This window comes from Nonomuraea phyllanthi (assembly GCF_006334985.2).
Lineage (GTDB): Bacteria > Actinomycetota > Actinomycetes > Streptosporangiales > Streptosporangiaceae > Nonomuraea > Nonomuraea phyllanthi.
Window position 1 is genome coordinate 219,144 of record NZ_VDLX02000002.1, and the last position, 20,860, is coordinate 240,003.

Genomic DNA, 20,860 nt, shown 5'->3' on the forward strand with positions numbered 1-20,860 from the left:
AGACCTTCGTCCACAGCGTGGGGGTCGAGCTTCTCACCCAGGTCCTCCACAGGAGATCCACAGGTTGTGCACAGGTCTGGAACTTGTGCACAGGCCTTGAGCGGGCCCAGAAGGGCCGACAGTATCTTTGTCCACAGCCGTGTTCAAGACGTTGTCCACAGCCTAGTGGTAGCTGGGTGCACTCCTGTGGACGCAGGCGTGGCGGTGGAAAAGTCGCCTGTGGAAAGGTGGATAACCCGTTCAGTTTGACCTGGACGGTCCTCGCCCCGTAACGTACGACGGTCGGCTTGTCATGCGACGGCTATTTCGCATGCCCTCGCTTCCCTGGCAGGCCATCCATGTGTGTAAGCGCCCTTGCGGCGCACCTTCAAGCCTGGAGCCCACCCGTGAGCAAGCGTACTTTCCAGCCGAACAACCGTCGCCGCGCGAAGACCCACGGCTTCCGGCTGCGGATGCGCACCCGGGCCGGCCGCGCCATCCTCGCCTCCCGCCGCCGCAAGGGTCGCGAGAAGCTGTCGGCCTGACCGTCCCGCGCCTGATAGTCGGCCCGCCGGTGGATCTCACCGGCGGGCGATAGGCATATACGGTGCTGTCACGGCAATCCCGCATGCGGCGCGGGGAGGAGTTCAACACGGCCGTCCGGCGCGGCAAGCGCGCGGGTCGGCCCACCTTGGTGGTGCATTTTGCCATTTCGGGGGAAGAGTCTCCTCGGGTGGGTTTCGTAGTGAGCAAGGCCGTCGGCGGCGCCGTGACACGGAACACGGTCAAACGACGGCTCAGACACCTGATGCGAGACCGTCTCGACCGGCTGCCGCGAGGTAGCCTGCTGGTGGTACGCGCCAATCCACCGGCCGCGTCCGCGCGATTCGAGCACCTGGCCGCCGAGCTCGACTCCGCGCTGGAACGTTTGCTCAGGCGGCGCGAGTCCTCGACGGGTGGACGAAAATGACGGAGCAGCCGCAAGGGGTGACGCCGAGCCTCGCAGCTCGGGCGCTGATCATCCCGATCCGGTTCTACCGGGCCTTCATCAGCCCGATGCTCGGCCCACGCTGCCGTTTCTACCCGTCGTGCAGTGCGTACGGGCTTGAGGCGATCGCCACGCACGGAGCACTGCGCGGCACCTGGCTGACTGTCCGGCGCATCGGGCGGTGCCACCCATTCCATCCCGGAGGTATAGACCCGGTGCCCCCACGCCCGGTCCGGTCCCACGAAACGCAAGGGAGATAGCTCGGTGGAGCTGTCCTGGCTCAACTGGCTGTACACAGCCGTCGCCTATGTCATCACCTGGATCCACCAGGCGTACAGCACGGTCCTCGACCCCAACAGCGGTTTGACCTGGGCGCTCACCATCATCACGCTGACCGTCTGCATGCGGATCCTCATCTTCCCGCTGTTCCTCAAGCAGATGCGGTCCTCGCGCAAGATGCAGGAGCTGGCGCCCAAGGTTCAGGAGATACGCAAGCGCTACAAGAACGACAAGCAGCGCATGAACCAAGAGGTCATGGCGCTGTACCAGGGAGCGGGCGCCAACCCGCTCGGTGGCTGCCTGCCCGTCGTCGCCCAGTTCCCGATCTTCATCTCGATGTTCACCGTGCTCCGGGCCATCGCGGCGGACCAGGCGAAGTTCGGGATGTCGCAGGAGCTCGTCGACAGCGCCAAACAGGCCTCCATCCTGGGCGCCCCGCTGCCCGCGACCTTCTTCGAGGCGCCCGACGTCAGCCAGAAGATCGTCATCGGCATCTTCGTGGCGATCAGCTCGTGCACCACGTTCCTCACCGTCCGGCAGAGCGTCACCCGCTCCATGGCACAGATGCCGGACAACCCCATGGCGCAGCAGCAGAAGATCCTGATGTACATCTCGCCGCTGTTCGCCTTCTTCAGCCTGAACTTCCCGCTCGGTCTCATCCTTTACTGGGTCACCACCAACCTGTGGACGCTCGGCCAGCAGCACTGGTTCTACAGCCGGCACCCGATGCCGCAGTTCGACGCCAAGGGCAACGCCATCCCCGTGCAGCCGAAGCCCGGCCTGATCGCCAAGATCCGGAAGACCACGCCGGAAGAGCAGGCTCCTCCGCCCCCGCCTGAGCCTAAGATCATTAGGCAGCAGCCAAGCCGGCAGTCCCGCAGCAAGCGCACCGGCAGCAAGAAGTCTTGAACACGAAGGAGAGGCCGGCCATGACCGAGGCCGAGCAGGAGAAGGCTCCTGATCTCAACGCGCTGGAGCAGGAAGGCGAGATCGCTGCCGACTACGTCGAGGGCCTCCTCGACATCGCCGATATCGACGGCGACATCGACATGGACGTCGAGGGCGACCGCGCCCTGGTCTCCGTCGTGGGTCTCAAGGGCAGCGAGCTCGTCGGCCCCGGGGGAGAGGTGCTGGAGGCGCTGCAGGAGCTCACCCGCCTCGCCGTGCACCGGCAGACCGGCGAGCGCTCCAGGCTCATGCTCGACGTCGGCGGCTATCGCGAGCGCCGCAGGGCCGAGCTGACCAAGCTCGGCACCGAGGTGGCCAACGAGGTCAAGGACGACGGCGAGCCCAAGTCGCTGCAGCCCATGACGCCGTTCGAGCGCAAGATCGTTCACGACGCGGTGGCGGCGGCCGGGCTCCGCAGCGAGTCCGAGGGCGAGGAGCCGCACCGCTACGTGGTGGTCCTGCCCGCCTGAGAGCGTCACGCCATCCGATCGGCCGTCCGCCCGCTCGCACGCGAGGCGGACGGCCGTTTTCGCATCTGGGGCCTCGGTACGTACGGAGCGATGCGCCGCGAACGTCCCGCCGTGGCCCGCGCCTCCTGGGGCATCGGCGGCGTGCTCGAAGGCCCTCTTCAGCTTGGCCCGCTAGTCTTCCACTGCGATCTCACCTTCAGCCATGGGCGGGAAGAACCTTGGCGGAGATCACCCGAAACCGAATCGACACCGAACGCCGGACACCGGACCCATCCACGTCCGGGCCGTGGAGCGGCCGCGGACAGACGCGGATCGACGTCGGCCCCGGCGTTCGCCTGAGCCAGGACCAACAGTTCCAGAAAGGGCCACCTACCAGTGAGCGATGAGCTTCCGGCGCCGCCGGACATAGCGCGGGACGTCTTCGCCGGGGAGGCTTGGGATCGCGCCAACGCGTTCGCCGAGTTGCTGGCGGGGCCCGGCGTGGTCCGCGGGCTGCTGGGTCCCCGTGAGGTGCCCAGGATCTGGGACCGTCACCTGCTCAACTGCGCGGTCGTGGCCGAGGTCGTGCCTCCGGAGGTGCGCCTGGTGGACATCGGGTCCGGTGCCGGCCTGCCCGGGCTCGTGCTGGCGATCGTCCGCCAGGACATCACGGTCACGCTGCTGGAGCCGTTGCTCCGCCGTACCGTGTTCCTGGAGGAATGCGTCGAGGCGCTCAAGCTCGACAACGTCGAGGTTCTGCGCGGCCGGGCGGAGGAGCTGGCGGGCAAGCGCGAGTTCGACGTCGCCAGCGCCCGTGCGGTGGCGCCGCTCGACCGGCTCCTGAAGTGGGCCATGCCGCTGCTGCGCGAGGGCGGGGAGCTGATCGCGATGAAGGGGGAGCGCGCCGCCGAGGAGCTCGCCGAGGCCGAGCCCCAATTGCGGGCCAGTGGCACGCGATCGGCCGAGCTCGTGACCGTCGGGCACGGTAAGGTCGAGCCGCCTGCAACATTGGTTCGGGTGGTAGCGGGTCGCGCGCCGGAGCGAGCCAGGCGGCGACGAAGGAGGTGACGGTCGTGCCAGTCGCGTCGAGCGGTCTTGGCTGGCCGGACGGCCGTCCGTCCGAGAGTCCAAGTGGGGTTGGCTGGCCCGAAATGGGCGTGTCGCGACGGTCAATTCCCGGCACCGGCACACCAGTGGTTGAAAGGATGGACATCGTGACCCAGACCCCCCTGAACCCCGGTGATTCGCCGTTGGTACGAGAGGCGCTCAGCTCAGTGGTTTCACGTGAAACATCCGCAACCCCGACCTCCGCCCAGACCCCCAGCGACGGGGACGGCAGCTGGCCGCGCCCGCCCAAGACCAGGGTGATCGCGGTGGCCAACCAGAAGGGCGGCGTGGGCAAGACCACCACATCGGTCAACATCGCCGCCGCCCTGTCGATGCACGGCCAGCGGGTCCTCGTGGTCGACCTCGACCCCCAGGGCAACGCCTCCACCGCGCTCGCCACCGAACACCGGGGCGACGTGCCGGACGTCTACCAGGTGCTCGTCGACGACCTCCCGATGGCGGACATCGTCAAGCAGGTCCCCGACATGCCGAACCTCTACTGCGCGCCGGCCACCATCGACCTGGCGGGCGCGGAGATCGAGCTCGTCTCCCTGGTGGCGCGGGAAGCCCGCCTCCGGCGCGCACTCGGGGCGTACGACTCGATCGAGCTGGACTACATCGTGATCGACTGCCCGCCGTCGCTCGGGCTGCTGACGGTGAACGCGTTGGTGGCGGCCGACGAGGTCATGATCCCCATCCAGTGTGAGTACTACGCGCTGGAGGGGCTCGGGCAACTCCTCAGGAACGTCGACCTCATCCGCGCCCACCTGAACCCGACGCTGAAGCTCTCCACCATCGTCCTGACGATGTACGACGGCCGCACCCGGCTGGCCTCACAGGTGGCGGACGAGGTGCGGTCCCACTTCGGCGACACGGTGCTCAACACGGTGATCCCGCGCAGCGTCCGCCTCTCCGAGGCGCCCAGCTATGGGCAGTCGGTGATGACGTACGATCCGGGGTCGAGCGGGGCTATGGCGTACATGGACGCGGCTCGCGAGATCGCCCACCGCGCCACGGTGTCCTGACCCCATGAGCCCGGGGTGGGAGAACCGCACGCCCGCACTCGGCTGACGCCCCAGCCTCGTTCCGGTGGGCGGATGCGGCGACCTTTCGCACGCGTGCAGGGCCGGCCAGATCGGCACCGGCCTCCGCCGCGGCACCGAGCACGCCCGGCACGTGCCGAGCCCGCCGCATGCCCGTCCCTGCCATGCGCCGGGTGCCCACCCGCCGCCCCGGTGTAGTCGCGAGCCAGGCAGACGGCGCAGCCGCCGCACGCGCCGTGCCACCCGCATGCGTTGGCGCCAATACGACCGGTGTTATATGCCGTGCGCGTGGCATAGCGGCGTTCGGCGCAGGCTGTTCCTGGCGCACACCGCACGCGCCGCACACCGTGCCGCTTGCAAGCCGTGGCTGCCCATACAGCGGCTGCCATACGCCGCGCGTGCGGAACGGCGCCGGCGCGGGCCGCGCCCGGCGCACACCTCAGACGCCGCACATTGCACGCTGTCCCCCCGCATGCCGTGGCTGCCCATACGGCACGTGCCATATGCCGCGCGCATGGTGGAACGGCGCTCGGCGGCCGCCGTATCCGCCTTACACTGCGCCCGACGCCCGACGCCCGACGCCCGACGCCCGACGCCCGACGCCCGACGCCCGACGCCCGACGCCCGACGCCCGACGCCCGACGCCCGACGCCCGACGCCCGACGCCCGACGAGTGGCGGAACGGCGCCCGACGCAGGCCGTGCCCGGCGCACACCTCAGGGGCCGCGCACCGCAGGCGCCGCACGTTGTGTCGCCCAAATGCCGTGGCTGGCCATACGGCGCGCGCCATATGCCGCGGGCGTGGCATTGCGGCGCCACGGCGCACGCCGCGCCCACCAGTGCCCGCCACGCACTGTGCCAGACGCAGCCGCATGCCGCATGGCGCATGGTGCACGCCGCATGGTGCACGCCGCGCATGCTGCACGCCGCGCATGCTGCACGCCGCGCATGCTGCACGCCGCGCATGCTGCACGCCGCGCATGCTGCACGCCGCGCATGCTGCACGCCGCGCATGCTGCACGCCGCGCATGCTGCACGCCGCACCGCGCATGCTGCACGCCGCACCGCGCATGCTGCGTGGCGCACCGTGCACGGCGCACGGGGAACGGGGAACGCCGCACGCCGCGTGGATGTTGCATGCGGCGCGCCGCAAGGCGCACCGCTTTCCGCGTGCAGCGTCGCCACAGATGGCGGATGTCGTGCCAGTCGTCTCACCGTAGCCGCCACACGCTCTCGCCGCAGCGCGGTGGGCGCCACCGCGCTCGTCATGCGCCGCGCCTGGCGTAGTCGTGTGGGCGGCAATCGGCGGGCCCGCACACCTCGGTGCTCGGCGGGCCCGCCCCCCGACCGCTCGGCGCGGTTGCGTGCGGCGCGGGAGTCGCCAGCAGAGGCGGTGGGCGATCTGCGAGCGGGATGAGGGGGCGGGGCGACGGTTGGGGTGGTTTGTGGCCGTGTTGGCGTAAATACCGCGGGTCGGTGTGTGGCGAGGGGGCACCGGGCGGGGCATGCGACGGTAACCTCTCCTGGAGTGACCGGAATCGACCGGGTGGATGAGGAGACGCAGTGAGTCAGCAGCGGCGGGGATTGGGCAAGGGGCTCGGGGCGCTCATCCCGACCGGTCCCATCGTTGACGGTTCGGGGACGGTGGCCGCCCCGGTGAACGGGTCAACGGAGGAGACGGGCCCGAGGCCGATCGCCGGGGCGTACTTCAAGGAGGTTGCCCTCAAGGCGATCGTCCCCAACCCGCGGCAGCCGCGTGAGGTCTTCGACGAGGAGCGTCTTGAGGAGTTGGCCGCGTCCATCCGGGAGGTCGGCCTGCTGCAGCCGATCGTGGTCCGATCGGTGGGAGGTGGCCGGTACGAGCTCATCATGGGGGAGCGGCGCTGGCGGGCGTGCCAGCAGGTCGGTTTGGACCCGGTGCCGGCGATCGTCCGCAACACGCAGGACACCGATCTGCTCCGTGATGCGCTCATCGAGAACCTTCAGCGTGAGCAGCTGAACGCTCTCGAAGAGGCGGCGGCCTACCAGCAGCTCCTCGACGACTTCCAGGCCACGCACGAGCAGCTGGCGCAGAAGGTCGGTCGTTCCCGCTCCCACATCACCAACACCCTCCGCCTGCTGAACCTGCCGCCCGAAGTCCAGCGGAAGGTGGCCGCCGGCGTCATCAGCGCGGGCCACGCCCGGGCGCTCCTCGGTCTCGACAGCCCCGAGGAGCAGATTCAACTGGCCAAGCGGATCGCGGCGGAGCTGCTGTCGGTCCGGGCGGTGGAGGAGATCGTCGCCATGGGGAGCGCCAAGGCGGCCACGAAGCCCGCCCGCGATCGTACGGCGCCCAAGCCCACGGCACCCGGGCTGACCCACCTCGCCGACCGGCTCTCGGACCACTTCGAGACCAAGGTGAAGGTGGACTTGGGGCGGCGCAAGGGGCGCATCGTCGTCGAGTTCGCCACGATCGACGATCTTGAGCGCATCATCGGCACCATGGCGCCGGACGCGGTCCGCGCGATGCGGGAGGCCGAAGCCTGAGGCGGTGTTTCACGTGAAACGATGTCGAGGAGTCAGCCCCGATTGATGTTTCACGTGAAACGAGGGTTGGTCGTGGGTCGCGGGAGTACGAACGTTGCGCCTTCCGGTGCGCCTCTCCTGGGAGGAGCAGGGCCGCTGTTTCACGTGAAACATGCGGCCTAGTTCTCTTCGGGCGGTGTTTCACGTGAAACGGTGACCCGGGTACGCCCTACGCGATGGCGGCCTTGCGGATGTCGTCGAGGAAGTCGTCCACATGCTCGGGCGTCGTGTCGAACGCCGTCATCCATCGGACGACGCCCGCCGGCTCGTCCCAGTAGTGGAAGAGGTAGCGGCTCTTGAGAGTCTCCGCGACGGCATGCGGGAGCGCGACGAAGACGGCGTTGGACTGGACGGGGTAGGCGAGGGAAGCGCCGGGCACATCGGCGATGCCGGCCGCCAGTCGGGCGGCCATCCGGTTGGCGTGTGAGGCGCTCTTGCGCCACAGGTCATCTGTCAGCAGCGCCGAGAGCTGAGCCGAGACGAACCGCATCTTCGAGGCGAGCTGGAGTGACTGGCGGCGGAGATACTGGAGGCTGGTGGCGAGCGACGCGTCGAGGATGACCACCGCCTCCGCCGCCAGGGCGCCGTTCTTGGTGCCACCGAAGCTGAACACGTCCACCCCGGCGTCCGTCGTGATGGCCTTCAGATCGCAGTCGAGGTAGGCGGCGGCGTTGGCGAGCCTGGCGCCGTCCATGTGGAGCCATAGTTTCGCCTCGTGCGCGGCCTCAGCGAGGCCGGCGATCTCCTCATGGGTGTAGCAGGTGCCGACCTCGGTGACTTGGGAGATGGAGACGACGGTGGGCTGAGGCGCATGCGGATTGCCGACCACGCTGAGGCTGGATCTGATGTCGTCGGGTCGGAGCTTGCCGTCCTCGGTGGGGATCGTCACCAGCTTGACGCCCAGCAGGCGCTCGGACGCGCCGGTCTCGCCGGTGGCGATGTGGGCGCCGTCGGCGCACAGGATGGAGTTGTGGCGGCCGACGGTCGGGGCAAGACCGACCAGGTTGGCGCCCGCCCCGTTCAGCACCGCGAATCCCTGGGCCGCCGGGCCGAAGACTTCCTTGATCTTGTCCTCGAACGCCGCCGTCCAGCTGTCGTCGCCGTAGGCGGGCGCGTCTCCGTGGTTGGCGGCGGCGATGGCTTCCAGGATGACCGGGTGCACACCTGCGTGGTTGTCACTGGCGAAGCTCTTGGGGTACATCGAATCGATCAGCACAGGGTAAGGCTACTTACTTGCATCTGGCGGCCCATCACGCCGTCCCATGGAGGAGGGGGAGGGGGATGAGGCACTGCCGCTGCCCAGACTCTGAAGTCGCCGCTGTCCGGTCAGCCGCGAGTCTCTGCTCCTCGTGCTGCATGTGCGGCCGTGCGCGCTGTCTCGGTGCGCGTCCCTGAGGGACGTTGGCCTGCCGGGGCGGCGAACGTTGGTGCACCCGGGTGATGCGACGAGGCGCCTGAGGCGGGCCGGTCCGTACGGGGGAGCGGTGAACGAGGAAGGTGGGGCAGCGAAAGGGAGTGAGGGGTGAGGTTCGGTGTGTACGGCGGCGTTTGGAGGATCGCAGGGGCGTCCTCGGCCGTCGGCGGTGGGGGAGAGGGCAAGGCCGGTGGTGGCGTTCCGGAGGGGAGCGGGTGCTCGCTACCCATGCAACCGGGGGAGGGCCGGTGCTCTCGGCTGCGGAAGGTCAGGCGTGGGAGCGGCTGGCGGCGTTCCGGAGGAGGGCGTGGCAGAGGTCGCCCAGGTCCTGGCCGGCGGCCTCGGCGGCCATCGGCAGGAGCGAGGTCTCCGTCATCCCCGGCGCCACGTTGACCTCCAGGAAGTACGGCGTGCCCGTCGCGTCGACGATCAGGTCGGTACGGGAGATGTCGCGGAGCCCGAGCGCCGTGTGCGCCGTCACCGCGGTCTCCGCACAGGCCGCGGCCGCCTGGGCGGAGAGGCGTGCGGGGGCGAAGAACTCCGTGTGCCCGGCCGTGTAGCGCGCCGCGTAGTCGTAGACGCCCTCGTCGGGCACGATCTCGACAGCAGGCAGGGCCACCGGGCCGTTGCCCACGTCGACGACGGAGACCGCCACCTCGACCCCGTCCACGTACCGCTCGATCAGCGCCGTGTCGCCGTACGCGAAGCAGCCGACCATCGCGGCGGGGAGTTCCTCGGCCGTGCGGACGATGGAGGCGCCCAGCGCGGACCCGCCACGGGCAGGCTTGACGAAGAGTGGCAGGCCGAGGTGCTCCACGATGCGGCCCAGGACCACCGTGGCGCCGAGGTCGTGGAACGTCTCCTTCGGCAGCGTGACCGACTCGGGGGTGCGCAGGCCGACCGAGCGCACGACGGCCTTGGCGGTGGGCTTGTCGAAGGCGACCCGGCACGCGTCCGGGTCGGCGCCGACGTACGGGACGTTGAGGAGCTCCAGGACGGACCGGATGGCGCCGTCCTCGCCCGCGCCGCCGTGCAGGGTGACGAACACGGCGTCCGGCGGGTCGGCGAGGATGGACGGGACGAGGGACGCGTCGGTGTCGCGGGCCTCCACGTCGATGCCCGTGGCACGCAGCACCTCGCTGACCCGGCGACCGGAGCGGAGGGACACCTCCCGCTCGTAGGAGAGACCTCCGGCCAGCACGAGCACGTGGCCCAGATCGCTCATCACATCTCCTCCGCTGATCGCACGCGCGCTGTCCAACCGTACCGCCATGCCGTCGTCGTCCGGCACGGGCGCTACGGCCCCGGCGCGCCTGCCGGCACATGGCGCGGAATCTGACAATTCGGCGTGTCCGTCGACGGCAGGCAGGGCTGCGGAGGGGCGGGGCCGCCGTGTCGGGCGGCCCCGCCGGGGACCCCGGCAGGAAGCGCTAGGCCAGGTCTGGGCCGGGAGTGTCGACGCCCTGATGGTCGCGGACCGAGCCGGTGCCGAACGTGTCTCGCAGCTGCATCTCCTGCTCGATCACCCCCGCCAGCCGACGCACGCCTTCCCTGATGCGGTCAGGCTCGGGATAGCAGTACGACAGGCGCATGTGCCGCGCCCCGCTGCCGTCCGAGTAGAAGCCGGTGCCGGGCACGAACGCGACCCGCTCGGCCACCGCCCGCGGCAGGATGGCCTTGGAGTCAAGCCCGTCCGGCAGGGTCGCCCAGACGAAGAAGCCGCCGCCCGGGCGGGTCCAGGTGACCTCGGGCGGCATGAGCGAGTCGAGCGCGTCCAGGAGCGCGTCGCGGCGCTCGCGATAGAGCTCCCTGAACGTCTTGATCTGCTCCCGCCACGGCTGCGTGGCGAGGTACTGGCCGACGGCGAGCTGCGTGAAGGAGGAGTGCGACAGCACGGCCGACTCCATGGCGAGCACGAGCTTGTCGCGGACGGCGTGCGGGGCGAGGGCCCAGCCGACGCGGAAGCCGGGTGCGAGCGTCTTGGAGAACGACCCGAGGTAGACCACGCCGTCCGGATTGTCGGCGCGCAGGGCGCGCATGGGCTCCCCGTCGAACCCGAGCAGTCCGTACGGGTTGTCCTCGATGATCAGGACTCCGGCCCGCTGGCAGATGTCGAGCACCTGCTGGCGGCGGGCGATGTTCAGGGTGACGCCGCCGGGGTTGTGGAAGGTCGGGATCGTGTAGAGGAACTTGATGGGGGCGCCGGCGGTCTCCAGCGCGTAGATGGTCTGGGCCAGGGACTCGGGCACGATGCCCTGATCATCCATGGCGATATGGACCACTTTGGCCTGGTAGGCGGCGAAAGTGCCCAGCGCGCCCACGTACGAGGGACCCTCGGCGAGCACCACGTCGCCCGGGTCGATGAAGATGCGGGTGATCAGGTCGAGTGCCTGCTGCGAACCGACGGTGACGACCACGTCGTTCGCCCCGGCGTTGATCCCCTCCAGCCGCATGACGTCGCAGATCTGCTCGCGCAGGTGCGGGTCGCCCTGGCCGGAGCCGTACTGCAGCGCGACGGGGCCGCGCCTGGTGACGAGCTCGGAGACCAGCTCGCCGACCATGTCGAGGGGAAGAGCCGTGACGTACGGCATGCCGCCGGCGAGCGAGACCACCTCGGGCCTCGACGCGACGGCGAAAAGAGCTCGGATCTCGGAGGCGACCATCCCGGTAGCTCGCGCGGCGTACCGATCGACGTAGGCGTCGATGCGCGACCCTTGGGTCGCGGGTGTCTGACCGTGATCCAGCTCTTCTGTCACGGCCCACCTCCTAGGTGTCATATCGGACTGAAATACCAGATTACGCTAACCGGACATGTCGCCCGTGACGGGCTCGGCCGTCGTGGTGTCCGCTGGCTGCATCTCTACTGGGCTACGATGCCACCTGTGGACGCGGTTTTCGCGGGCTTTTCCGGGTCAACGACAGGGGGCTGTAGTTGTCGCGCCGGCTGGTCAACATAACCCTGGACAATCTCGATGATCTGCCACGCCGTTGCCGGCGGTGCGTGTTCTGGGAGCTCGATCCGGTCAGCGGGGAGCGGGCGCTGGACTCCGGCGACCCGGGGCTGGAGAAGGAGGCGTGGATCTCCGGCACTCTCCTCGAATGGGGCAGCTGCGGGAAAATCGTGTACGTCGACGGGGTGCCGGCCGGGTTCGTGCTCTACAGCCCGCCGCTCTACAGCCCGCGGTCGGTGGCCTTCCCCACCTCGCCGGTCAGCGCCGACGCGGTGCTGCTCATGACGGCGCACATCATTCCGGAGTTCTCGGGCGGTGGGCTGGGCCGAATGCTCATCCAGGGCGTGGCCAAAGATCTGACACGGCGTGGGGTGAAAGCCATTGAAGCTTTTGGCGACCTCAAGTGGGAAGAACCTAGTTGCGTAGTTCCAGCGGAATACTTGCTTTCTGTTGGTTTTAAGACTGTTCGTCCGCATTTGCGATTCCCGCGGCTGCGGCTGGAACTCAAGACCGCCGTCTCGTGGCGTGAGGACGTCGAGGTGGCGCTGGAACGCCTCCTGGGCTCCATGAGTCCGGAACGCGCACTACGTCCCGTCTGACGGCTTCTCAGCAGCCCACAAGCACCTTCGACCCATGGACATGAGACGGCCCTCGCCGGTACGACCGGCGAGGGCCCTGGCAACCGCCCCGCAGGGCTAGATGATGCCGTCGAGCTCGCGCAGCAGCATGGCCTTCGGCTTGGCGCCGATGATCTGCTTCACGACCTCTCCGTTCTTGTAGACGTTCATCGTCGGGATCTGGAGCACACCGTACTGGCGCGGAACCTCCGGATTCTCGTCGATGTTGAGCTTGACGACCTCGAGCTTGTCGCCGTGCTCGCTGGCGATCTCCTGGAGGATGGGCGAGACCTGACGGCACGGGCCGCACCACTCGGCCCAGAAATCGACCAGCACAGGCTTGTCGCTCTTGAGGACGTCGGCTTCGAACGAGGCGTCGGTGACAGCCTTCACGGTGCGCTCCTTCTTACTTCTCGTTGTTGGCCAGCCAGCGCTCTGAGTCGAGCGAGGCGGCGCAGCCGGTGCCGGCCGCGGTGATGGCCTGGCGGTAGGTGTGGTCGACCACGTCTCCCGCCGCGAAGACGCCGTCGATGTTGGTCGCCGTGGATGGCGAGGCCACCTTGACGTAGCCGTTCTCGTCAAGGTCGATCTGCCCCCTGACCAGATCGGTACGCGGGTCGTGCCCGATGGCCAGGAACAACGCGTCGGTGGCCAGCTCGCATTCCTCGCCCGTCTTGACGTTGCGCAGCTTCACCGCCTCGACGCGGTTCTCGCCGAGCACGTCGACCACCTCGGAGTCCCAGACGAAGCGGATCTTGTCGTTGCCGAGCGCCCGCTCCTGCATGATCTTGCTGGCCCGCAGCGTGTCGCGGCGGTGCACCACCGTCACCATGCGGCCGAACCTGGTCAGGAACGTGGCCTCCTCCATCGCCGTGTCGCCGCCGCCGACGACCACGATGTCCTTGTTGCGGAAGAAGAAGCCGTCACAGGTCGCGCACCAGGACACGCCGTGCCCCGACAGGCGCTTCTCGTTGTCCAGGCCGAGCTCGCGGTAGCCGGAGCCCATGGCCAGGATGACCGACTTGGCGTAGTAGGTCTCGGTGTGGGTCTTGACGACCTTGGGGTTGGCCTTGAGGTCGACCTCGACCACGTCGTCGGCCACCAGCTCGGCGCCGAACCGCTCGGCCTGCTTGCGCAGGTTGTCCATGAGGTCGGGGCCCATGATGCCGTCGGGGAACCCGGGGAAGTTCTCCACGTCTGTGGTGTTCATGAGCGCGCCACCCGCGGTGACGGAGCCCTCGAAGACCAACGGCTTGAGCTCGGCGCGCGCGGAGTAGACGGCCGCGGTGTAGCCAGCTGGGCCGGATCCAATGATGATCACGTTACGAACGTCGCTCAACGCTGCACGCCTTCCTCGTCTGCTGTTGCACCGGCGTCAACAGATCCTAGGCCGACCTGATTCCCCGCCCTAAACGGGACGCGCTGACCGCCCCGACTTGCCGGCTGACGAAGGGGTCCGCAAGCGAAGGCGCGCCGACGAACGGTCCGGCCGCAAACGAAAGAGCCCGCCGGTGGGCGGGCTCTGACGCGCGTCTGCTCCTACCAGTGGCCCAAGGCGGGCTTACGCAGGTTCTTGCAGTTGAACGGGTCGACGACGTCGATGCGCAACCTCTTGGCGGCCTTGTTCTTCCAGGACGCCACGATGAGGGCCTCCTGTCCGTTGTACTGCCCCTGGTCCACCGCGTACGTCGCCAGCTTCGAGCGGCTCGCCACCCGGCTCACGCACTTGTCGACCTTGCCGGCGTCGGCGGAGTTGTCGATCGCCTGCCGGAAGCCGAACAGGCCCTCGATCGGCCGGCGCAGGTCCTGCTCGCTGTAGTTGTGACCGCTGTCGGTCAGCGAGTAGGACTTGGCCCGCTTGTGGTCCTTCGGCGGGGACGTCGCGGGGGACGCGGGAGGTGAGGAGGCGGACTTCGCCACGACGTCACCACCGCCGCTCGTCCCGCTCGTGCCGCCGCCGCTCGCCAGCAGGCTGGTCGAGGCCAAGGCCGTGCCGACCACGACGGCCGCCGCCGCGGCCGCCACGGCGGGCATCGCCCATCGGCGCCGCCGCGCGACCGTACGCCTGGCCGGGACGATCGTGCCGTCGTCGGAGACCACCCCGAGCCGCACCGGCTCAGGAGCCGACTCGGTGGAGACCGGCTGCTCCCACGGGGCGTCCCGCATGAGCTCGTCCCAGTCGGGTGTCTCCGCCAGCCCGACACCTCCCCGCCGGGACTCCGCCTCGGCGGCCAGTGCCTTGTCGATGCGCAGTGCGACGCCCATCGGCATGGCCGGTGTGGGGGTCGCCGCGAGCACCTCGCGAACCGCCGCCAGGTCGGCCAGTAGCTCCCCGCAGGGGTCGCAGACCGCGAGATGCTCGCGGACCCGGCGCGCCGTGTCGACGTCCAGGAGACCCTCGGCCAGCTCGGCCAGGATTTCCAGATCGTAGTGCGTATCACCCGTCACGAAGTTCTGCTCCCTTCGCGGATGAGACGCGATCGAGGTCCGTTCGGTTCCGCAGATGCGAAAGAATTGGGGCAAGTTTCGCGCGTCCCCGAGCGCACCGGCTCTTCACCGTGCCACTGGGCACTTGGAGCACCTGAGCTGCGTCTTCTACCGAATAACCCATCATGTCAACCAGCACCAGGGCCGCCCGCTGATCGCTGGGCAGCAGCTTCAGCGCGGCCGAGACCTCCATCGAGACCTCGCGCTCGACGGTCTGGTCAGGGAGCGGCGTCTCGCGCTCGGCGGCCTCGATCAGCTCGTCGTCGGCGACGGGCCTGACCGATTTACGGCGCATCCGGTCGAGGCAGGCGTTGACCACGATCCGGTGCAGCCAGGTCGTGACGGCCGCCTCGCCGCGGAACGTGGCGGCCTTGCGGTAGGCGGAGACGAAGGCGTCCTGCACGGCGTCGGCGGCCTCGTCGGGGTCACCGAGCGTGCGCAGGGCGACCGCCCACATGCGATCGCGGTGCCTCTTGACGATTTCGCTGAAGGCGTGTGGATCCCCGTTGATGTGCGCGGCCAGCAGCTCGGCGTCTGTGACAGCCGGCCGCTCCGCTGGTGAGGGTGGCTCGGGTGGGGAGTTCACAAGAGCGATTCCTGATTATGCCGATCCGGGAGAGTGCACCACTACTTCATAGATGGTGCCATGAAAGTTCCCCGCATCCGCCGGAACACGAGTAAACCAGATCAAAACGTACTGACCGGTTGCCGCTTGATCAGGGGTCAGCGTGGTCTTGCCGGCCGCGTTCTTCTGGGTCGCCACCGTCTTCAGGGCGGACAGCTCCGGGGAGTCGCCCACCTTGAGCTCCACCGTCGCGCCAGGGACATCCGACAGCGTAGCCACCACGTCGCTGATCTGCACGGACTTGCCCATGTCGAGGAGCAGGCCGACGCCCTTCTTGAGGTTGCCGAGGTCGGCGCTGGTGTAGCGCTCGGTCTTCCACAGGGTGCCGGGCTTGCCGTCGATGGCCAGGTCGGCGATCTCGGACTTCTCGTCGCGGTCGCCGAGCGGGTCGAAGCCCTGGGCCTTCTTCGGCTTGACGACCTGCGTGGGGACCGAGGCGGCCGTGGTCGTGCCGGGGCTGGTGCCCTTGGTCTCGGGCGTGGTCGGGCTGCCCAGGCTGCGGCCGATCGTCCAGGCGCCGACGCCGACGGCGGCGATGACGAGCAGCACGACCAGCGTCATCAGCACCCGGTTGAGCGTGCTGCCGCCGCCGCTCGGCGGCCGGCGCGGTGTGGGGGGCAGCGGCTGGACCGGGAGCTGCTGGCGGTGCGCGACGTCCAGCCCCTCGGTGTGGGAGGCGGAGGCGATCGCGGGGGTCGAGGGGTAGGCGATCGGGATGGGCATGGGCCTGGCCACGTCGGCCAGCGCCTCGGCGACCTCGGCCGGACTGGCCAGCGCGCCCTGGCCCTTGCGGGACTCCGGCAGGCACGCCCGCACGGTGACGGTGTCGAGGTAGCTCGGCACGCCGGCGGTGACCTGGCGGGGCGTGCAGAAGTGGTCGTCGGTCATCGGGGCGGCGGGCAGCCCGCCCTCTTCCTCGTCGCCCGGCCAGTGACCGGTCAGCCCGGCGTACAGCAGCCGCCCGAGGCCCTCGGCGTCGTCGAGCGCCGGCTGGTCGGTGGTCAGCCCGGACAGCGCCGCGTCGACGGCCACGCCGAGCACCTTGACCGTGTTTCCCGTCGTCCACACCAGGTGGGCGGGGCGCAGGCACAGGTGGTAGAGCTGCGCCTCGTGGGCGTGCGCCAGCGCCTCGGCGGCCTCGGCCACCAGACCGGCCGCGCGCTCGGGCTCCAGCGGGCCGGAGGCGAGCAGGTCGGTCAGCGACTCGCCGGTGACCCACTCGCTGACGACATAGGCGGCCTTGTCGTCCTCGGCCGCGTCGAACACCTGCGTCAGCCGCGGGTCGGTCAGCCTGCTGGCCGCGCGGGCGGCCGTGACGACCTCGTGGACGCGGGGAAAGTCCGGCCCGAAGGTGTGGACGGCAACGGGCCGCGCGAGGATCTCGTCGATGGCCTTCCACAGGGTGGCGCCGTCGGACTCGCTGACGCGGTCCTCCAGCCGGAAGCGCTCGGCAAGACGGGTGCCGGGTTCGACGGCCGACGTGCTCACAAACTCACTCCGCTCGGCCGATAGGGCGTGCTCATGATTCGACTCACCTGCGTGGTGGTGTCCCACGAAGGCGCGCTATGCCGGGTGGATCCGCCCACGCCCCTCCTGCTTCCATTCGCGCGTGTCGCGTCCATGGTAGTGCCGAGTGGATTCGACCCGCGTTCTTTACCGACCTACCCGCCCCGCGACCATCCCAACGAGTGAATTGACCTCGGGGATGCGCATCCTGTGGGCGACGCCGAAATAAATCAGCAACCCCAGGCCACCTCCGACGGCCAGCACGATCAGCGAGTTGACGAACGCGAGCCCGGAGAACACCCCCGTGACCACCCATACCGCCGCGAGCGCCACCACGGCGGTGGGCAGGGACGCGAGATACATCCTGGTCAACGCCATGCCGATGGTCCAGCCGCCGAGCCCGCTGACGCGCCGGCTGGCCAGCCACCACGCGCAGAGCGCGCCCAGCGCGTACGCGATGCCGTACGCGAGCGCCAGCCCCATCACGGCGTAACGCGGCGGCAGGACCGCGAAGAAGGCCAGCATGAGCAGCGCCTGGACGGCGGTCGTGCCCGCGCCGACGAACACCGGCGTGCGGGTGTCGCCGAAGCTGTAGAAGACCCGGAGCAGCAGCTGGAACAGCGCGAACGGCACCAGCGCGAGCCCGTAGACCTGCAGCACGTTGCCGATGTAGACGGCGTCGGCGACGCTGTTGGCGCCGTGGCCGTAGATGGGCACGGTGATCGCCGGCCCGAGCACCATGAGCAGCAGCGACATCGGCACCATGAGCGAGCAGATCAGCCGCACGCTCGACCCGAACTCGGTGCGCACGTCGTGAAGGCGCCCCTCGCCGACGGCCCGGCTCATCCTCGGCAGCATGGCGGTGATCACCGAGACGCCGATGACGCCGTACGGGAGCTGGAAAAGCTGGAACGCCAGCGTGTACGGGCTGATGCCGTGGCCCTTCACCGCGTCGCCCGCCGAGCTGGCGAGGTTGGTGGTCAGCATGAAGCCGAGCTGGGTGACGACCGCGTAGCCGATGGTCCAGACGCCGGCCTTGCCCATCTCGCCCAGCCGGGCGTTGCGCAGGTCGAAGCGGGGCACGAAGCGGAACCCGACCCGCTTGAGCGCCACGATGAGGATGGCCGCCTGGGCCACGATGCCCGCCGTGGTGCCCAGGCCGAGCAGGGCGAGGTCGCCGGTGCCGACCCCGCCGATGTCGTCACCGGAGCCGACCGCGGCGTAGGCGAGGAACACGCCGATGACGACCAGGTTGTTGACCACCGGCGCCCACATGGGGGCGCCGTAGCGGTCGCGGGTGTTGAGGATGGCGCCGGCCACCGCGCCCACGCCGAAGAACGCCAGCTGCGGCAGGATGAACTGGGCCAGCGTGACCGCGACCTCGTATTCGCGGCTGCGCGAGCCCCAGACGGTGTAGAGGTCGATCAGCAGCGGCGCGGCCAGCACCGCCAGCGCCGCCACCACGATCAGCGCCACCGCGGAGATCGTCAGCAGCCGCTGCTCGTACGCCCGCCCGCCGTCGGGGTCGTGCTGCTGAGCCCGGACGATCATCGGCACGACGACGCTGCTCAGCACGCCGAGCAGCAGCAGGTCGAGGATGCTGTACGGGATCGCGTACGCCGCGTTGTAGGAGTCGCCCAGCGCCTTCGTGCCGATGGCGTAGGCCAGCACCATGGTCCGCACGAACCCCGTGGCCCTGGACACCATGGTGCCCGCCGCCATGATGGCGCTGGCCCGAAGCATGCGGCTCATACGGACTCACTTTCCCGGGTCTTGGCTGCGCGCGCGAGCTTCCGTTCGGACCTGCGCCGCAGCACCCGCGTCACCACCGCGGCCAGCATCACGGTCAGCGCGGCGCCCACGATCACCGAGGCGATCCCGGTGTAGCCGGTCGTGCGGATGGTCAGCCGTTGCGGCTTGCCGTACGGCTTGTGGTCGGCGGTCTGGAGCTGCACGGTCACCGTCGCGTCGCCGCTGGTGCCGGGGACGGCGTTCATCGTCACCTGCACCGTGCCGCTCTGCCCGCCGCCGATCACCAGCGGCTTCGTCTTCAGCTCGGAGTCGTCGACCCGCAGCAGTTCCTGGTCGTTGGACTTGACGTCGATGTAGAGGGTGATGGGCACGGTCAGGGAGTTCTTCACGCTGATCGGGACCGCGCCGCTGCTGCCCGCCAGCGTGCGCGGCCCGTCGGAGAACGTGATCTTCTCGATCCGTTCGGTCACCGCCGCGCTGACCAGCTTGGTCGCCGCCCGGCCCGCGCGGGTGTGGTTGCGCCAGGCCGACGAGGTGAGCCTGAGCACCGCCGCGTCGAAGCTCGACGGCGTCTTGGCGGACGTGATGCTGGAGGTGAGCTCGGCCTTCGCCGCGACCTCCTTGACCGGGGCGAGGTATTTCTTGCTCAGCTCGTCCTTGCGGTCCTGCTCGGTGTAGGTGAGCCCGGCGCGCGGCACGGCCAGCTTGGTCGGCCTGATGGACTCCAGCGGGGTCAGCTGCAGCCACGGCAGCTTGCCCGCGGTCCGCAGCAGCGCGGTGACGAGCGTCGGGTTGGGGTTCCAGCGGCGCGACGGCGCGACGAGCAGCGACCGCGGCGAGGTCTGGCCGGGCTCCGCCGCGATCATCGCGGTCTCGGCGATGAGCCGCCGCGTGCTGAGCAGCACGGAGGTGCTGGTCTCCGGCTCGAACAGGGCGCTCAGCCCGGGGTCGGCGACCAGCGCGGTGACCGGCCCGTTCACCGAGTCGAGCCTGGCGGCGGCGTCGGGCGTGAACGGCACGGGCGGCTGCGGCGGCAGGTTGCCGGAGTCGAGCAGGACCGTGTCGACCCTGTCCTCGCTCACGGAGAGCAGGTCGAGCGCGTCGGCGTCGAGCCGCCCCGCGGGCGGCCAGTTGACGTTGGTCCTGACCTCGCGGCCGAGCAGCGACGTCGCCTTCTGCCTGCCCAGCGCGAGCGCGCGGCCGGGCTGCGCGTCCAGCCCCTGGTGGGCGAGCGCCGTCACGTCGGGATCGGCGTACGGGACCGCGAACACCGGGGAGGCGGCGAGCGCGGTGCGCATGGTCGTCAGCCAGGTGCCGGCCTCGGCGCTGGCCGGCTTCTGCTCCACGCCGTCCTTGGTCTTGACCTGGTAGTTCGATTTCATCGCGGTGAGGTCGTCGAGCAGGGACGGCTCGACGAACCAGCTGACGCTCTTGGGCGCCGTCTGCGCGACGCGCGCCAGATCGGCGAGCCGGCCCTTGCCGCTGATCGACTCGCTCAGCTCGTCGTCGACGAACAGCGAGCCGTCGGTGGCCCGGTGCGGTTGGTCGATGACGGGCAGGGCGACGGCCAGCTTGTTGCGCGGCAGCTTGGGCGTGTTGGGCGGCGTCGGCGGCGCGTAGGTGAGGTACGTGCGCTGCGACGTGAGCGGCACGCCGTACTGGGCCACGTCCACGGCGATCGGGTAGGCGCCGAAGGATCGGTAGTTGAGCTGCACCGGCGTCGCGGTGAACTCCCACCGCGCCTGGGCGCCCGCCGCCAGCGCCGGGATGTCCATGCCCGAGGAGGCCGAGACGTTGTAGGGCAGCGTCGCGTTGTTCTGGTCGTCCTGGTAGGCGGCCATGGTGGCGCGGTCGGTGAACTTCTGCGGCGTGTAGCGCAGGCGTACGCGCAGGGCGGACTGCGGCGCGCCGGTGTTGTTGCGGACAGTGCCGGTGAACTTGATCACATCGGTCGGCGAGGTCGGCACCTCAGGCGAGATGGACGAGATCGACACGTCCAGGGTCTGCCTGATCGCCTGCACGGTGCTGGTGGCAGCCGCGCCGGGCGCGGTCGCCACGACAGGGAAGGCGAGCAACGCGGCGATCAGCGTGGCCTTGACGATCACGCGCATGCCCGGGCAGGAGTACGACGACGCACGCCCGCAATGGTA

Annotated in this window: 19 protein-coding genes; 9 read left to right on the forward strand and 10 right to left on the reverse strand. The window is 69.6% G+C overall.

Annotation, left to right across the window (positions count from 1 at the left end; all coding sequences use genetic code 11):
• Positions 1-386: 386 nt before the first annotated feature.
• The 8 genes from rpmH (at position 387) to FH608_RS06575 (ending at position 7,319) form a co-directional block, all read left to right on the forward strand.
• On the forward strand, positions 387-524 hold the full coding sequence (gene rpmH, locus FH608_RS06535; protein ID WP_020547366.1) for a 50S ribosomal protein L34: 138 nt from the start codon (positions 387-389) through the stop codon (positions 522-524).
• 62 nt (positions 525-586) lie between these two features.
• On the forward strand, positions 587-949 hold the full coding sequence (gene rnpA, locus FH608_RS06540) for a ribonuclease P protein component (RefSeq protein ID WP_139629416.1): 363 nt from the start codon (positions 587-589) through the stop codon (positions 947-949).
• Positions 946-1,227 (forward strand): membrane protein insertion efficiency factor YidD, encoded by a 282-nt coding sequence (gene yidD / locus FH608_RS06545; RefSeq protein ID WP_139629418.1) that lies wholly within the window; start codon positions 946-948, stop codon positions 1,225-1,227. Before rnpA ends, yidD begins: the two co-directional genes overlap by 4 nt.
• A gap of 4 nt (positions 1,228-1,231) precedes the next feature.
• On the forward strand, positions 1,232-2,155 hold the full coding sequence (gene yidC, locus FH608_RS06550) for a membrane protein insertase YidC (protein ID WP_139629420.1): 924 nt from the start codon (positions 1,232-1,234) through the stop codon (positions 2,153-2,155).
• A 20-nt stretch (positions 2,156-2,175) separates the two neighbouring features.
• Entirely contained in the window at positions 2,176-2,664 is a 489-nt protein-coding gene (locus FH608_RS06555) for a Jag family protein (RefSeq protein WP_139629421.1), read from the forward strand.
• A 375-nt stretch (positions 2,665-3,039) separates the two neighbouring features.
• A complete protein-coding gene (rsmG, locus tag FH608_RS06560; RefSeq protein ID WP_139629423.1) occupies positions 3,040-3,711 on the forward strand; it encodes a 16S rRNA (guanine(527)-N(7))-methyltransferase RsmG in 672 nt (223 codons plus the stop codon).
• 146 nt (positions 3,712-3,857) lie between these two features.
• Positions 3,858-4,775 (forward strand): ParA family protein, encoded by a 918-nt coding sequence (locus FH608_RS06565; protein WP_317135550.1) that lies wholly within the window; start codon positions 3,858-3,860, stop codon positions 4,773-4,775.
• A 1,581-nt stretch (positions 4,776-6,356) separates the two neighbouring features.
• A complete protein-coding gene (locus FH608_RS06575) occupies positions 6,357-7,319 on the forward strand; it encodes a ParB/RepB/Spo0J family partition protein (RefSeq protein ID WP_139629428.1) in 963 nt (320 codons plus the stop codon).
• 208 nt (positions 7,320-7,527) lie between these two features.
• Here the strand turns inward: FH608_RS06575 and FH608_RS06580 are convergent, their stop codons facing one another.
• The 3 genes from FH608_RS06580 to FH608_RS06590 form a co-directional block, all read right to left on the reverse strand.
• Positions 7,528-8,574, reverse strand: coding sequence for a threonine aldolase family protein (locus tag FH608_RS06580; RefSeq protein WP_139629431.1), 1,047 nt, complete (start codon positions 8,572-8,574; stop codon positions 7,528-7,530).
• Between the two features lie 466 nt (positions 8,575-9,040).
• Positions 9,041-9,997 carry a D-alanine--D-alanine ligase family protein gene (locus tag FH608_RS06585; RefSeq protein ID WP_139629432.1) on the reverse strand — a complete coding sequence of 319 codons (957 nt, stop codon included), beginning with the start codon at positions 9,995-9,997 and terminating at the stop codon, positions 9,041-9,043.
• Positions 9,998-10,202: 205 nt separating this feature from the next.
• A complete protein-coding gene (locus FH608_RS06590) occupies positions 10,203-11,528 on the reverse strand; it encodes an aminotransferase-like domain-containing protein (protein ID WP_394367653.1) in 1,326 nt (441 codons plus the stop codon).
• 176 nt (positions 11,529-11,704) lie between these two features.
• On the opposite strand from FH608_RS06590, the gene FH608_RS06595 reads away from it, so the two are divergent.
• Entirely contained in the window at positions 11,705-12,322 is a 618-nt protein-coding gene (locus tag FH608_RS06595; RefSeq protein ID WP_139629436.1) for a GNAT family N-acetyltransferase, read from the forward strand.
• 96 nt (positions 12,323-12,418) lie between these two features.
• On the opposite strand, the gene trxA is transcribed toward FH608_RS06595, so the two are convergent.
• The 7 genes from trxA to FH608_RS06630 form a co-directional block, all read right to left on the reverse strand.
• Positions 12,419-12,733 (reverse strand): thioredoxin, encoded by a 315-nt coding sequence (trxA, locus tag FH608_RS06600; protein ID WP_139629439.1) that lies wholly within the window; start codon positions 12,731-12,733, stop codon positions 12,419-12,421.
• Between the two features lie 13 nt (positions 12,734-12,746).
• Complete coding sequence (gene trxB / locus FH608_RS06605; protein ID WP_139629441.1) at positions 12,747-13,679, reverse strand: thioredoxin-disulfide reductase; 933 nt, start codon at positions 13,677-13,679, stop codon at positions 12,747-12,749.
• A 200-nt stretch (positions 13,680-13,879) separates the two neighbouring features.
• Positions 13,880-14,788: an anti-sigma factor family protein gene (locus FH608_RS06610; protein WP_139629444.1), complete on the reverse strand. Its 909-nt coding sequence runs from the start codon at positions 14,786-14,788 to the stop codon at positions 13,880-13,882.
• Positions 14,778-15,413, reverse strand: a complete 636-nt coding sequence (sigM, locus tag FH608_RS06615) for an RNA polymerase sigma factor SigM (protein ID WP_139629446.1) — start codon at positions 15,411-15,413, stop codon at positions 14,778-14,780. The genes FH608_RS06610 and sigM overlap by 11 nt, the downstream gene beginning before the upstream one ends.
• A gap of 15 nt (positions 15,414-15,428) precedes the next feature.
• The gene (locus FH608_RS06620) at positions 15,429-16,940 is read right to left on the reverse strand and encodes a protein kinase family protein (protein WP_139629449.1); all 1,512 of its coding nucleotides are present in this window, start codon (positions 16,938-16,940) and stop codon (positions 15,429-15,431) included.
• Positions 16,941-17,105: 165 nt separating this feature from the next.
• A complete protein-coding gene (murJ, locus tag FH608_RS06625; protein WP_226899068.1) occupies positions 17,106-18,710 on the reverse strand; it encodes a murein biosynthesis integral membrane protein MurJ in 1,605 nt (534 codons plus the stop codon).
• On the reverse strand, positions 18,707-20,821 hold the full coding sequence (locus tag FH608_RS06630; RefSeq protein WP_139629451.1) for a DUF6049 family protein: 2,115 nt from the start codon (positions 20,819-20,821) through the stop codon (positions 18,707-18,709). The genes murJ and FH608_RS06630 overlap by 4 nt, the downstream gene beginning before the upstream one ends.
• Positions 20,822-20,860: the final 39 nt, after the last annotated feature.

Bases quoted from the DNA above. Each gene is read 5' to 3' on its own strand.
- yidD (WP_139629418.1), top strand. From the start codon at position 946: ATGACGGAGCAGCCGCAAGGGGTGACGCCGAGCCTCGCAGCTCGGGCG.
- FH608_RS06555 (WP_139629421.1), top strand. From the start codon at position 2,176: ATGACCGAGGCCGAGCAGGAGAAGGCTCCTGATCTCAACGCGCTGGAG.
- FH608_RS06585 (WP_139629432.1), bottom strand. From the start codon at position 9,997: ATGAGCGATCTGGGCCACGTGCTCGTGCTGGCCGGAGGTCTCTCCTAC.
- murJ (WP_226899068.1), bottom strand. From the start codon at position 18,710: ATGAGCCGCATGCTTCGGGCCAGCGCCATCATGGCGGCGGGCACCATG.
- FH608_RS06630 (WP_139629451.1), bottom strand. From the start codon at position 20,821: ATGCGCGTGATCGTCAAGGCCACGCTGATCGCCGCGTTGCTCGCCTTC.